This window comes from Bacillus sp. FSL K6-6038, from assembly GCF_038050455.1.
GTDB lineage: Bacteria > Bacillota > Bacilli > Bacillales > Bacillaceae_G > Bacillus_A > Bacillus_A pseudomycoides.
Map to the genome: position 1 here is coordinate 2,095,731 of NZ_JBBOUH010000001.1, position 14,933 is coordinate 2,110,663.

Below are 14,933 nucleotides of genomic sequence, written 5' to 3' on the forward strand. Positions count from 1 at the left end.
CAAAAAGAGAAAACGAGTGTAGGATACCTTTTATTTTTCATAGCAGCGACTTATATGTTGGAAAATCAAAATGGATATATATGTATGGGAACTCCTTACAGATAGAGCGAACAAAAGGAGAAGTGGAGAAGTATGGAGCAACTACTTGCACTAAGTTACGGCAATCGATTACATAAATGCCGCTTACATCCATCCGAACGTCCTACAGTGACGATTGGGAAAGAATGGTCAAATCATATTACTGACTTTGATTTAGATGAATCACTTTTGTTAAATTGGGATAGCGAATTAGAAGCTTGGAAGATAGGAGAGCAAGTCCTTTGTTTTAATAAGGCGAATACAATTCAATTAAAGAATAACAAGGCTATGCGCATTTGGATTGCAACTGTAGAAGAAGTAATTGTATATGATACATCAACGAAATATTCGATAGCAATTAGTAAAAATGACTACGATGATATAACAGTTCATGATGCTACTACAGATTTTCTGTTCATTCGTGAAACATTAGATGAGCCGTTTAAAATTAACGTGTATGAGGGGAACGTCTTTCATAATTATTCTAAATTGAAAGGTACAGCGAATGTAGAAGCTGGAGATCACTTATATTTTGATGGCGTAACAATTCAAATTGGAAGTGAAGATGTTCAAATATTCGCAGCAGAAAAACGGGTAGACTCGACATTACCTCGTTTACTAGAAGCGGACAGCTTTTATCATGATGAGTATCCAGATTATCATCGTTCACCACGGATTATTTATCGTGAGCCAGTTGAAAAAATGATAATTGCAAAACCATCATCAAAACCATCAAAACCAACAGAGCATCTAGCAAGGATTATTGTTCCATCTCTCGTAATGATTGTGGTAACTGTCATGTTATCTATATTTCAATCATACGGTTTATTTATTTTCGCATCGCTAGCAATGACAGTCGTGACTGTCGTTGTTTCGATCACATCGTACATAAAAAACTTAAAGCAATACAAAATTGATATTGCCGAGCGAGATAAGAGTTATCGAGAATACTTAATGCAAAAAACAAAGGATTTACATGCTGAAAGTGAGAAGCAGCGTCATGCACTTCATTATCATTATCCAGATGTTACCGAAATTAGAGAAATGGCGATAGAAGTGAACCCTCGTATATATGAAAAAACAATCATGCATCATGATTTCTTAACATACCGAGTGGGAAAAGGGAATGTAGATACTAGTTTTGAAATTGAATTTAATGAAGAGGAATTTAGCCAGTTTAAAGACGAGCTTATTGCCATGGCACGTGAGCTAAGACAGCAATATCTTTCTCAAGCCGATGTTCCGGTTGTAACAGATTTAATGAATGGACCAGTTGGATATATTGGGCAGCGTTCGTTAGTGCTCGAACAATTACAACTATTAGTGATGCAAACAGCTTTATTCCATAGTTATTATGACTTGCAGTTTATTACGGTCTTTCCTGAAGAGGAGAAGAAGAAGTGGGACTGGATGCGCTGGTTGCCTCATGCAAGTGTACGTGATATTAATGTACGCGGTTTTGTATATCATGATAGAAGCCGAGACCAAGTACTGAATAGTTTGTATCAAATATTGAAAGAACGCAAACTGAAAGTAGATGAAAAAAGCAATTCAAGTGAAAAAATACATTTTTCACCGCATTATGTTGTCCTTATAACGGATGAAAAACTCATCTTAGATCACGTTGTAATGGAATTCTTTAATGAAGATCCAAGTGATTTAGGTGTATCACTCGTATTCGTTCAAGATGTGATGCAAAGCTTACCGGAGCATGTGAAGACAGTTGTTGACATAAGAGACTCGAAAAAAGGAAATATCATCTTAGAACAAGGGGAACTTGTAAATCGTCAGTTCGCACCGGATCATTTTCCAGAAGGATTTAATTTAGAAGATGTAGCTAGAGCACTTGCGCCACTGAATCACCTGCAAAACTTGAAAAATAGTATTCCAGAAAGTGTTACATTCTTAGAAATGTATGGCGTTGAAAAAATTGATGAATTAAATATTACAAGCCGCTGGGCAAAAAATGCTGCTCATAAATCATTAGCTGTTCCGCTTGGCCTTCGCGGTAAAGAAGATCTTGTGAACTTAAACTTACATGAAAAAGCACACGGACCACACGGGTTAATTGCTGGTACTACAGGTTCTGGTAAGTCAGAGATTATTCAGTCGTATATTCTATCTCTTGCGGTCAATTTCCATCCTTATGAAGTTGCGTTTCTATTAATTGACTATAAGGGCGGAGGAATGGCGAACTTATTTAGAAATCTACCTCACTTACTAGGAACGATTACGAACTTAGATGGTGCGCAAAGTATGCGTGCACTCGCTTCGATTAAGGCAGAATTACAAAAACGCCAACGCTTATTTGGCGAGAATAATGTGAATCATATTAACCAATATCAAAAATTATACAAAGAAGGCGCTGTAACAGAGCCGATGCCGCATCTATTCTTAATTAGTGATGAGTTCGCGGAGTTGAAGGCAGAGCAGCCAGACTTTATGAAAGAATTAGTTTCAACAGCGCGTATCGGGCGTTCTCTTGGTATTCATTTAATACTGGCTACACAAAAGCCAACTGGGGTTGTCGACGATCAAATTTGGAGTAACTCGAAATTTAAACTAGCGCTTAAAGTGCAAAATACATCAGACAGTAATGAAATATTAAAAACACCTGACGCAGCAGAAATTACACTGCCAGGACGCGCGTACTTACAGGTCGGAAATAATGAAATCTATGAACTATTCCAATCTGCATGGAGCGGTGCTGATTACGTGGAAGATAAGGATGATCAAGATCGTCTCGATACAACAATTTATGCAATCAACGACTTAGGTCAATATGAAATCTTAAGTGAAGACTTAAGTGGACTTGGAGATAACAAAGAGATTGCGACGGTGCCGTCTGAACTTGATGCAGTTATCGATTATATTCATGATTATACAGAAGAAAGACAAATTGAAGCGCTCGCAAGACCGTGGTTACCACCGCTTCCAGAAAAAATATTCCTGCAAGACTTACACCCAGTGCACTTTAAAGAAGCATGGAATGAAGCAAAGAAACCATTGCAAGCAATAGTTGGTTTACTAGACCAACCTGAATTACAATCACAAACACCATTAACATTAGACATAAGTAAAGATGGACATGTAGCCGTCTTCTCAAGTCCAGGTTACGGTAAATCGACGTTCTTACAATCAGTCATTATGGATGTAGCGCGTCAAAATAGCCCGGAGCATTTGCATGTGTATTTAGTAGACCTTGGTACGAATGGTCTCTTACCATTAAAGGGACTGCCACATGTTGCGGATACGATTACGATTGACGAAGCAGAAAAGTGCTTAAAATTAGTTGAAAGATTAACGCAAGAGATGAAACAACGTAAACGTATGTTAAGTGAATATGACGTTGCAAGCATAGAAATGTATGAAAAAGCTAGCGGTAAACAAATGCCGAATATCATCGTTGCGATTGATAATTACGATGCGGTAAAAGAAGCTAGATTTTACGAAGACTTTGAAATGTTAATGATACAAATTGTTCGCGATGGCGCAAGCTTAGGTATTCATACACTAATTAGTGCAGGTCGACAAAATGCACTGCGTATTCAGCTATATAATAATATTAAATTGCAAACATGTCTATATATGATTGATCAAAGTGAAATCTCAGGCATTGTAGGTCGATCTGATGTAAAAGTGGAAGAAATGGCAGGACGAGCAATTATAAAACTAGATTCACCGACATTATTCCAGTCAGTGTTACCAACAAAAGCAGAAGATGAATTACAACAAATTCAATTATTGCAACAAGAAGCAAGTGAAATGGATCAAGAATGGGATGGAGAACGTCCGAAGGCAATTCCAATGATGCCAGAAATCATTGATCTTGTAACATATCGTAAAAACAAGGACGTTACCAAAGCATTACAAGCAGGAAAAGTTCCACTGGGACTTGACTTCACAAATGTAGAAGTCGTTGCGCATGATATTGCAGTTAATGATCATTTAATGGTTTACAGTGCAGATGATAGTATTAGAAAACAAGTCATATCAAGTATACTCTCCCAAATGAATAAAGACTATTTTGAGAGTATAACATTAGTAGATACAGCGGAGTATAGCTTCGTTCAGTATAAAGACAATGTGACTCATTACATCGTAGAAGAAAATGAAGTAAACGTTCACGTGAAATACTGGATGGAAGTGATTCGTGAACGATCTCTTGAATTATCACAGGCAAGACAAGAAGGAAGAGAAATACCAGTGTTTACAAAACAACTTATCATTATGACAAACGTTGAAGAATTTAGCAGACTTGTTTACTTAGAAACAGACGACGCAACAACTTTAATGGATCTATCTCGTGCAGTTGGTATTTACTTCGTCCTAGCAGGACATCATGACTATATGGATCGAAACCGAGATGCCTTACCGATGAAAATGAGAAGTAAACTAACAGCGGGCATCATCGCAATGCAATTAAACGACCAAAGTGTCTTCAATGTGAAATACGTAAGTAACGAAACATCTTTAGGGAAAGACGAAGTGTATTACTACCAAAAAGGAAGCATTATGAAACTCAAAATGCCAAGAGTAACGAACGAGGTGACTGTATGAAATTGAAAAAGAAAGCTAAGGTGATGATAGTTATGACGATAGTTGCGAGTTTATTTAGTGGGTGTGGTTTTGGAGAAACGAAAATAGACTATGAGAGATTTGTAAAGGCGTTGGATGAAGGGGATATGAAGACGGTTATGTCTGCGAGTGATGATGGGTATGCATATGTGACCCAAAGAGGTATATACAGTAGGTATGAAGAAAAAGAAGATGGAGAGCATAGTAAAACAATCCGTCAAACTACGGAAGGTGTATATAATACGAAAGATAAAAGTTTATATGGGGAGACAACACAAACAATCGCTACTGACATAGAGAATAAAAATGAAACAGGGACAAATAAAAATTATAAAAAAGAAACCGTTTATAGTACAAATATAATGTATGAAAATGGGCAGGTACAAAGTCCAGATTCCAATCTTGATGTTTCATACGTTAACTTAATTGTAGATCGTTTAAAAGGAATAGGGAGATTAAAGATGAAGCCAGGCGATGATATCAAAAAATTTGATCAGCCTAATACAGTTGGATATAGACTCACTGAATCAGAATTTCAAAATATTATCAATGATAAGCTAAACATACAATATGATGAATATGATGGGGCGACAATTGTACTTCATCTTGATTCCGCGAAAGGCCCAAAGCAGATATTACAAGTAAGTATTGATATAGACTATAAGAAAAAGAATGATGATGGGAATTTAGTAGAATATATGTTCCAGATAAAAACATACTTTAATAGAAAACAAGATAACAATCAAGATGCGAAAAAAGAATATGTAGATTATAAAGCACAGTACAAAAAATAATAAATAATTAAGAAAGGAGATAACCTAGTATGAAGAATAATGTGGGAGAGGAACAGGATAAAGATTTAAAGATAGCTTCTGATTGGGGGAAATTGGAGCTGGCTGGTCAGGATATTTATAATTTTAAGGCAGGGAAATATCCGTATGATCAATCAGACGAAAAAAATCTAAAGAGGTTAAAAGCTAATTTTAATGCAGAGCTTATGTATCATGAAGTAGATGAAAAGACAGGATTTGCAGCATATGCTTTTAAAGATAAGACCACAGGAGAAATTGTAATAACATATGTAGGAACAGAAGATGGAACGGATGCAAAAACAGACGGTGAAATTGGTGTTCACAATATAACGGGTGCAAATAAAATAGCATTGGGAGATTGGAACGAGGATCTTGCGGTAAAGCAGTACGATCAAGGTGATTTGTTTTATATGAAGATTAGACATAAAAACCCTGATGCGGAAATTAGTGTAACAGGACATTCATTAGGTGGTGGTATAGCTGACACGGTAGCATTAAGACACCGAGAAGATAATATTGAAGCGTTAACATTAAATCCAGCTCCTGTTCTAAAGCGAGATGTTGAAACATTCGGTAACGGATTTGATATGAAAAACATTCGGAACATTATTAATGAAAATGATCCACTGCACATTGGAATAAAAGTAGCTGATTTTACCATTCCTGGAAGAATGTATATAATTCCGAACCAAGCATGGCATTCTTACGTTTTTACAAAAAAAGATTATGGTAAAAATGATAAGCTAGTATGGTGTGATAAATTACCAAGTTCTAACGATACAGGATTTGATGGGATTCCTGGATCCTTAGAGCTGGCCCAATCGTCAGGAGCTTTGTATACAGGAACTATATATAAGGTGTTTGACAGAAAGGTTTCTCCAGTAGAGGAAGCGGCAGGAGGTTCAGCAGTAAAGTTTATACTAACAGGGACACCACTTGCACCTTTCATAACGGCCTTGTTAACATATTCAGATAGTGTACAAGCTGTAGGAGAATTTAGAAAAATAAAGGGTCAAGTGGAAGAAAGTATTTCTAGATTAAATAAAAAGTATGAAGGACTAAAGTCTCAAGTTACAATAGAAGCTATTAAGTTTAGTATGGCAGCTACGATAGAAATTAAGAGCGCAGTAGATACCGCTGTAGATTGGATTGAAACAACTCTAGCTAAATGTAAAGAAAAGGTGTTAGAAGTATTAGAATCTGTATTTAATGCAGCTGTAGACTTTTTAGCAGGAAGTGTCGTTGTGTATTTAGCGGCAAGTGAAATTTTAGAGATTGCCAAGGAAGTAGCGGGTTCTTATGTGCAGGATTTACTAGATATGTTTAAAGGGGATTTTCACATAGATACAAATGTTACTGCAATTGTAGCAGAGCATATTTTAACTCATCGACACTCATTGCTTCATCTCTTTATGAATGATGGTAGTAGAGGAATAAACCGTTCATTGTTAGGTGAAATCTCAAAAGATGTAAAAGAGCTCTCAAAAGATTTGAAACAATTGAATGAAGATGTTTCAGAAGCAATCTTTTCTATGATTGCAAAAGATGAGGAGTTAGGAGCAGTAACATATTATTAATATTTTTTCTAGCTAAATATATTTCTTTTCAATACGCGGACTTTGGAAGAGAAAGAAGAAAGGGGAATTGGTATGGATTTACATATGATAATGAATAAGGTTCATAGTACATTTCCAAATAATGGTGGTAGGGATCAAATTATAAACGTGGTCATGCAACTTGAAAAAGCTGCATCAGCTTTAACGAGTGATATTCGAAGCTTAGAGAGTAGTATCGACAGCAATTTGCAAGGGAAAACACGTGATGCCTTTATTGATCGAATTCGTCAACTTGAAAAAAAGAGACAAAAAATCGAAGAGAAAATCGTAGTATTAAAAGGGACGGTTAATTAATATGAAGGATTATATGGATAAAGTATTACCTTTAGGTAGTGTAGTGAGAGTAAGTTTGGAAGAAGAGAAAGATGTAGATTATGTAATCACTACAAGAGGTCTTTTGTTAGATGATAATACTTTCTATGATTATGGAGGAGTATTATATCCAGTAGGCTTGACAGCAGAAACATATAAACTATTTAATCACTCTGACATTGTTGAAGTGAAATTTGAAGGATATCGAAATAAAATTGAAAGTCAATTTGCGGCTAAATTTAAAATATGGCGGAATGAGTTTGTTGAAAAAGTAATAGAGAAAAATAAAAGAGAGCAACAAAATCAAGCGGTAGAAATACAAGAGCAACAATAAAGTAAAAGGGAAATAAGCTTTCCTCTTCCTATATGGAAAGAGGAAAGCTTATTTTGATTGTGGGAAAAGATGGCTTTGAATATACTACACAACCAGGAATCATTTCTTACGTAAGGAAGGGGTATTAGGGGTTATATGAAAAGAATGAAAAATGTAATATTGTTAGTGTTATGTTTCTTATTTTTGAGTGGCTGTATTAGTAATAATGAAGAACAGGTTAAAAAATAGATAAAAGAAAAACATGGAATCGATGTTGTTGTAACAGATTGGGGCGCTATGCATGAAGGGAATATGGGACATACATACCATACTGTTCAAGCAAAAAACAACAAAAATATTCAATTTAGAGTAGAGGTAGATGGCTTCTTATATTCAAAAATAAAAGGTGATGAATACCAATACGGAAAAAACACATATGAGGAATATAAGAAATTTAAACCAATTTTAAAAGAAATTAAAAAATTAGGCTACGAGGAATTTGAAAAAGAAAATGTTCTTCAGTATATAGTTGATTATCATGAAGACAAACCAACTGATGAGTTGTTATTAACTTTAAAAACAAGTAACAAGATTGATTATAGTCAATTTGAATCAGCAGAATTAGATCGTTTATATGCTCTATTCCAACTCATTCAGAAGAGTAATAAAAAGATAACAGAACTTGAAATTAAAGATCATAATGGTGAATATATAGGTCTCCCTTTTGAAAACGTACAAAAAGTTATAACGAAGGAAGAACTACTATTAACTATGAAAAACACTGTAAGAAGTTATTGGACATATTTGATTCAAACTCAAACAAAAGTAGGTGACAGATTGAAAGAAATTCAAAACGACGATTTTGTAATTGAAGGTATTACTTGTCCACATCCGAAAGACGGGGAGTGTCCGAAGTATAAGGTGACTTTAGTTTTTAAGGACAGTAAGATGCAATATAACAACAAGCCTCCTGTAATTGAGGATCTGACAAAGGTGGTCACTATCCTTAAAGAAGAACTATATAATGAAGAATTTGACATATTTTTAACCAACAAGGATGGAACAAGATATTCACTCTGGCTATCATCAGAAACAATCAAAAATAGTAATAGCATCGAAGAACTTATAAAATAACGGTCTCCTTAGGAATAAATCTAAAGCACTTTTTACGTTTATTATTTGGTGTGAAAGCATGATATCAGTTCGTAAAATGAATCATTTGTATTAAGAGTGTAAGAGCATGTTTTAATCGTTTTTTTCAAAATATGCTCTTTCTTTCTATGCATTTGCTAAGATCAGTAACAATAAGCTAAGTAGGTATATTATTATTATGTAGATGTTGGCAGACTTCAATTTGAAAATGAGAAGTAAACTAACAGCGGATATCATCACTATACCAGTAAACGACCAAAGTGTTTTCAATATTAAATACACAAGTAACAAAACATCTTTAGGAAAAGACGAAGTGTATGACTACCAAAAGGAAACATTACAAAACTTAAAATACCAAGAGTAACGAATGAGGTGACAGTATGAAAAAGAAAGCTAAGGTGCTGATGCTTATGACGATCGTTGGGAGTTTACTTAGTGGGTGTAGCTTTTTTGAAACGAAAATTAAATATGAACCATTTGTAAAAGCTTTGGATGAAGGGGATATGACGAAGGTTATGTCTGCTAGTGATGATGGGTATGCGCATTTAGAAGAACGAGTTATATATAGTGCATTTGAAGAAAAAGAAGATGGCATACACGAAAAAAATATCTATCAAACCACTGATGGAGTATATAACATTAAAGGAAAAAACTTATATGGTAGTACAACGCAAATAGTAACTACTGATATTGATAAAAGAAAAGAAAAAGATAAAATTAAAAACTATAACAAAGAAAAAGTATATAGTACAAATATTAAGTATGAAAACGGCCAAGTACAAAGTACAAATCTAAGCTTAGAAGTTTCTCAAGTGAAGCTTCTTATGGATCGTCTTCATGGAGTAGGAAAACTAAAGATGAAACCGGGTGATGATAAAAGAGGGTTTGATGAGCCTAATTTAGTAGGATATGAATTAACTGAAGCGGAATTCCAACAAATGATAAATGATAAATTGAAGCTACAATATGACGAATATGGTGGTGCGTCAATTGTACTTAATTTCGATGCTGCAAAAGATTCGAAAGAAAAACCAATGGAGTTATCAGAGCTGAGTGTCTCTGTAAACTATAAGAAAAAGAATGAAGAGGGGAAAGTGGTTACGAGTATTTTACAAATTAATACATATTTTGCCGGGAGAAAATACAATAATCAAGACGCGTTAAAAGATTATGAAAAGTATAAAAAGCAGTATGAAAATAATGGATAAGCGTGAATATTACATGGGGGATAAAATGAGAAAGTTAATGAAATTAACAATTAAGATGTTGACCTTAATTTTAATATTCGGTGGATGCAGTGTGGGGGAAACAAAAATTGAGTATGAAAGATTGGTAAAGGCGTTGGATGAAGGGGACATGAAAACGGTAATGTCTGCGGGGAATGAAGGGTATGCGCATGTAGAAGAACAAATCATACACTCCATTATAGAAGAAAAAGAAGATGGAGAATATAGAAGAACAAGATATCAAACTACTGATGGTATATACAATACGAATGATAAGAGTTTATATGGAACTACAACACAAGAAATAGCTGATAAAACAACTAATGATAAAAATAAGGAGAACAATAGTTATAAATCAGAAGAAAAATATAATACCTATATTATTTATAAAAATGATCAAGTGCAAAGTTTGAATCCAAGCTTAGACGTTTCTTCGATTAAGCTAGTTATAGATAATTTAGAAGGAATAGGGAAATTAAAAACAGATAAAGATACAAAGGGGTTTGATGAACCGAACAGTATTGGTATTGGATTAACAGAAGTGCAATTTAAAGACATGATAAATGATAAATTAAAACTACAATATGATAAATTTCAAGATGCATCGATTGTTATAGATTTTAATTCTGCCAAAGACAGAAAAGAAAAAACGATGCGAATAAGTGAAATTACGATCTCAATAACGTACGATAAAAAGAATGAGGAAGGCAAGATGTTGAAACATATTCAACAAATAGCAGTTAGATTTAATGGTAAAGAAGAAAACACTAAAAATGCTAAAAAAGAATATTTAAATTATAAAAAACAATATTGCGATAACAAATAAAGTTCATAGTACATTTCCAGATAACGGTGGACGCGATCAAATTATGAACGTGGTCATGCAACTCGAAAAAGCAGCATCAGCTTTAACGAGTGATATTAAAAGATTAGAAAGCAGCATTGATAGCAACTTGCAAGGGAAAACACGTCGTGATGCTTTTATTGATCGGATTCGTCAACTAGAAAAAAAGAGACAGAGAATGGGAGAGAAAATCGTAGTATTAAAAGGGACGGTTAATTAATATGAAACTGAAAAAGAAAGCTAAGGTAATGATTGTTATGACGATAGTTGCGAGTTTATTTAGTGGGTGTAGTTTTGGGGAAACGAAAATAGACTACGAGAGATTTGTAAAGGCCTTGGATGACGGAGATATGATGAAGGTTATGTCTGCGAGTGATGATGGGTATGCGAGTGTGACACAAAGAGGTATATATAGTACGTACGAGCAAAAAGAAGATGGGAGGCACATTAAAAGAATCTATCAAACTACGGAAGGTGTATATAATACGAAAGATAAAAGTTTATATGGAGGTACAACACAAGAAATTACTACTGATATAGATAATAGAAAGAAAGAAAGTACAAATGAAAATTATAAAGAAGAAACCGTTTATAGTACAAATATTATGTATAAAAATGGGCAAGTACAAAGTGATTCTAATGTTGATGTTTCTTACGTTAACTTAATTGTGGACCGTTTAAAAGGAATAGGGAAACTAAAGATGAAGCCAGGCGATGATATCAAAAAGTTTGATCAGCCTAATACAGTTGGATATAAACTAACTGAATCAGAATTTCAAAGTATTATTAATGACAAATTAAAAATACAATATGATGAATATAGTGGGGCGACAATTGTGCTTCATCTTGACGCCGCAAAAAATCCAAAGCAGATATTGCAAGTAAGTGTTGATATAAACTACAAGAAAAAGAACGATGAGGGGAATTTAGTAAGATATGCGTTACAGATACACACATACTTTAATAGAAAACAAGATAACGATAAAGACGCTAAAAAAGAATATATAGATTATAAAGCACAGTACAAAAAATAATAAATAATTGTATGTGTAAATCTTTTGGATATCACTACTATCAACGAAAAAAAGACGTGTACTATTTGATGAAATTGTTTGTCCATACATCACAAGGGTAAACGTTACGATACATTGGAATTGAAGCGGATGAAATTCGGAAAACGGCGGAAGATTTTACACTATAAGAACTAGGGGAATGCTAACTGATTTGATACCCACTGAAAGGAAGGATTATACGTGAAATACGTTGAATTTGAAGCCCTAAAAAATTACGAATCGCCAACAGTTTATTTTTGTGAGCATGATATAAAACATAGTTGCCTGGTTGCTATGTAACGGTATTGCTATAATAGTAACTTCTTTAACAATGTAATGATAAGTATTAAATTCCCTACACCGCTATACTTATGCTTAAATAAATATATATTATTGGAGATGTTGAAGTATGAGAATTATTAATAAACATATCACTCTCGATGAAATAGAGATAATAAGAAACACATTAGATAAATTGCATGAATACCATAACAGTAAATCAAATTTTTTTTCTGGTGATTATCCAAGAATTACATTTGAGGAACGTATTGAAGAATATAAAAAAAATTCAAAGTATGGAGAATACAGAATTGAATTATTGATTGAGTCAGAAACAGACAATATATTAGGATTTTGTATAGCATATAGTAAAAAAGTAAGCGGGAAGATTGAGGTTCTATTTGTTGATGAAAAATATCGAAGAAACGGATTGGGTTTGAAATTAATGAATAGTGCAGTGGAATGGTTTAAAGAAAAACAAATATATGAAATTGAATTAACAGTAGTGTACGGGAATGAAGCTGTATCGTTTTATCAGAAGTTGGGATTCTATCCACGTTCAATTATTATGACAACTAAATCATAACGATATTATGAGAATATTTTTTTGTTCAACTAAAGGGCACTCTAATGAAATAAAGATTACAGGAATGATCAAATTTCTTTATAAAAGAATGATTCAATCGAATATATTAAGAGCTTGTTTTGATCATTCTTTTTTCAAAACAAGCTTTTTCTATTTACGCTTTTATCAATTTTTATAGGGTTTATTTAATCAAAACTTATTTCAAGTCTACAATAACGAAAAGGCAGGGACATATTTTACATATTAAATATGTCCCTGCCTTTGATTTTATTGACTTTAGCCTCTACAACCTAAATATAAAAATGACTAATATGTGAAGTATCTTTATTTTTTGGCTGTGTTAAACAATTATGCTGATAATTATAAAAATAAGAAAATCAAAATTCGATCCATTTACAGTAGTTATTACTAACTGAACACCCGTTTCGCTAATGGAATATCCGTATTAAAAAATTTCGAGTAGTCTTGTAAATGATAATCAGCAACATCACCTTGACTTTGAAACATGCACGTTGCAATTCCTAATTCTTTTGCAGGTAATAAATCTAACTCCCGGTCTCCAATAACTAGATCGATTCCGTGTTTTGTATGTAAATGAATGTATGCTAATGGATTAGGTTTACGAGGGAAACCATCATCAATTGTAACCATATCCACAAAGTATTTATCCCATCCATAGTATTTTAAGATGGCTAAAACTCCGTCCCTATGCTTGTGTGTCATAATTACATTTTTATTTGCAAATTTTAAGATTTCTTCTACACCATCAAATGGTTTCATATCTTTTGGAGATAATGTTTTCTTTAATCTTTTTATCTCTTCTTCTTGATCCCTGGAAATGTTATAGTAATCAATTGCATGCGAATACGAAATTTTTAGCTTTTCATAAATTTCCTGTTTATCTACTGCTTCTCCCAGTACCAAAGAGAGTATGTTTGTATACGCAGGATACGTATCAAACAAAGTTCCATCAAAATCCCATAAAATGTTCAATTAGACCACCCTTTTATAATTATATCAATATAAATTCGTCAAACTAGCGTAAACTCCTCCTTTAGATTATCTAAAGGAGTGTATTTATAGTGAAAAGGAAAAGAACATCTGAAATTGAAAGAACGATTAAGGAACTGTTGAGTGACAATAAGTTGTTCCGTTAAAGGGCCAGATTGTAGAGAAATGGATTTACTAAATCATATAATTTATTGTAAACTGAATTCACACGATTATTTAAACGATTTATTATAAAACAAATATTTATATATACTTAAACCATTATGAGTAAAAACAATAAGGAGGGAACTAACATGACAAAGGGAAATAAAATCAACAATAAAGAGGAGTTGTCACTAGAACAACGTGAAGAATTACTCAGAGCATTGAAAGCCCGTTTTGAGAAAAACATGAACCGCCATAAAGGTCTTGAATGGGCTAAAGTCCAAGCAAAGCTGGATGCTAATACTGAAAAACTGTGGTCGCTCAATGAAATGGAAAGAACTGGCGGTGAACCGGATGTTGTTGGTCATGATAAAGAGAAGGACGAATACATTTTTTATGATTGTTCAGCGGAAAGTCCTAAAGGTCGCAGAAGTGTTTGTTACGATCGTGAAGGGTTAGAGTCAAGAAAAAAACATAAACCAGAAAATAACGCTATTGATATGGCAACTGCCATGGGCATTGAACTATTAACGGAAGAACAATATCGGACGTTGCAGAATCTTGAAAATTTCGATATGAAAACGTCGAGTTGGGTGCAAACACCCTCTGATATTAGAGAACTCGGCGGTGCCCTTTTTTGCGATTGTCGCTTCGGGCACGTCTTCGTGTATCACAATGGAGCAGAATCCTACTATGCCGCCAGGGGTTTTCGTGGCTCGCTAAGGGTCTAAATTTTGCACAGACAGCTAAAATTGAATTTGAGAACGGATCTCACCTAAGGAAAAGTTTTCATTTCATTCTTCAACTATCGGGCGCGATTGTGGAGCAACATAGATAGGAAATGATCAAACTTTTTTATAAAAGAATGAACCAACTGAAAACACGCTCTTTTCTATGAACATTTATCAAGGTTATTAGTATCAATTTGAT

11 protein-coding genes and 4 pseudogenes are annotated in these 14,933 nt (G+C 33.9%); 14 read left to right on the top strand and 1 reads right to left on the bottom strand.

The window, feature by feature from the left end; all coding sequences use genetic code 11:
- Nucleotides 1-132: 132 nt before the first annotated feature.
- The 13 genes and pseudogenes from NSQ40_RS29445 to NSQ40_RS10825 form a co-directional block, all read left to right on the top strand.
- Nucleotides 133-411: pseudogene (locus tag NSQ40_RS29445) on the top strand (FtsK/SpoIIIE N-terminal domain-containing protein); the annotation flags it as partial.
- Nucleotides 409-4,638 (top strand): annotated as a pseudogene (essC, locus tag NSQ40_RS10765) (type VII secretion protein EssC); the annotation flags it as partial. The pseudogenes NSQ40_RS29445 and essC, both read left to right, overlap by 3 nt.
- Nucleotides 4,635-5,450 carry a DUF3952 domain-containing protein gene (locus NSQ40_RS10770; RefSeq protein ID WP_097787420.1) on the top strand — a complete coding sequence of 272 codons (816 nt, stop codon included), beginning with the start codon at nucleotides 4,635-4,637 and terminating at the stop codon, nucleotides 5,448-5,450. The pseudogene essC and the gene NSQ40_RS10770, both read left to right, overlap by 4 nt.
- A 29-nt stretch (nucleotides 5,451-5,479) precedes the next feature.
- A complete protein-coding gene (locus tag NSQ40_RS10775) occupies nucleotides 5,480-7,045 on the top strand; it encodes a lipase family protein (protein WP_097787421.1) in 1,566 nt (521 codons plus the stop codon).
- Between the two features lie 72 nt (nucleotides 7,046-7,117).
- Nucleotides 7,118-7,378, top strand: a complete 261-nt coding sequence (locus NSQ40_RS10780; protein WP_018783501.1) for a hypothetical protein — start codon at nucleotides 7,118-7,120, stop codon at nucleotides 7,376-7,378.
- 1 nt (nucleotide 7,379) lies between these two features.
- Nucleotides 7,380-7,730: a DUF4176 domain-containing protein gene (locus tag NSQ40_RS10785; RefSeq protein WP_003206994.1), complete on the top strand. Its 351-nt coding sequence runs from the start codon at nucleotides 7,380-7,382 to the stop codon at nucleotides 7,728-7,730.
- Nucleotides 7,731-7,865: 135 nt separating this feature from the next.
- Nucleotides 7,866-8,843, top strand: a pseudogene (locus tag NSQ40_RS10790) (hypothetical protein).
- Nucleotides 8,844-9,063: 220 nt separating this feature from the next.
- Nucleotides 9,064-9,245: pseudogene (locus NSQ40_RS10795) on the top strand (hypothetical protein); the annotation flags it as partial.
- Complete coding sequence (locus tag NSQ40_RS10800; RefSeq protein ID WP_003206999.1) at nucleotides 9,242-10,069, top strand: DUF3952 domain-containing protein; 828 nt, start codon at nucleotides 9,242-9,244, stop codon at nucleotides 10,067-10,069. The pseudogene NSQ40_RS10795 and the gene NSQ40_RS10800, both read left to right, overlap by 4 nt.
- The gene (locus NSQ40_RS10805; RefSeq protein WP_306473178.1) at nucleotides 10,062-10,913 is read left to right on the top strand and encodes a DUF3952 domain-containing protein; all 852 of its coding nucleotides are present in this window, start codon (nucleotides 10,062-10,064) and stop codon (nucleotides 10,911-10,913) included. Before NSQ40_RS10800 ends, NSQ40_RS10805 begins: the two co-directional genes overlap by 8 nt.
- 43 nt (nucleotides 10,914-10,956) lie before the next feature.
- Nucleotides 10,957-11,151, top strand: a complete 195-nt coding sequence (locus tag NSQ40_RS10810) for a hypothetical protein (protein ID WP_018765516.1) — start codon at nucleotides 10,957-10,959, stop codon at nucleotides 11,149-11,151.
- 1 nt (nucleotide 11,152) lies between these two features.
- Nucleotides 11,153-11,965, top strand: coding sequence for a DUF3952 domain-containing protein (locus tag NSQ40_RS10815; protein WP_098609929.1), 813 nt, complete (start codon nucleotides 11,153-11,155; stop codon nucleotides 11,963-11,965).
- Nucleotides 11,966-12,392: 427 nt separating this feature from the next.
- Nucleotides 12,393-12,848 carry a GNAT family N-acetyltransferase gene (locus tag NSQ40_RS10825; protein WP_098101999.1) on the top strand — a complete coding sequence of 152 codons (456 nt, stop codon included), beginning with the start codon at nucleotides 12,393-12,395 and terminating at the stop codon, nucleotides 12,846-12,848.
- 408 nt (nucleotides 12,849-13,256) lie between these two features.
- Here NSQ40_RS10825 and NSQ40_RS10830 read toward each other — a convergent pair whose 3' ends face one another.
- Nucleotides 13,257-13,841 carry an HAD-IA family hydrolase gene (locus NSQ40_RS10830; protein WP_006097544.1) on the bottom strand — a complete coding sequence of 195 codons (585 nt, stop codon included), beginning with the start codon at nucleotides 13,839-13,841 and terminating at the stop codon, nucleotides 13,257-13,259.
- A gap of 311 nt (nucleotides 13,842-14,152) precedes the next feature.
- Here NSQ40_RS10830 and NSQ40_RS10835 point away from each other — a divergent pair, with 311 nt between their 5' ends.
- The gene (locus NSQ40_RS10835) at nucleotides 14,153-14,734 is read left to right on the top strand and encodes a DUF4256 domain-containing protein (RefSeq protein ID WP_018765517.1); all 582 of its coding nucleotides are present in this window, start codon (nucleotides 14,153-14,155) and stop codon (nucleotides 14,732-14,734) included.
- Nucleotides 14,735-14,933: the final 199 nt, after the last annotated feature.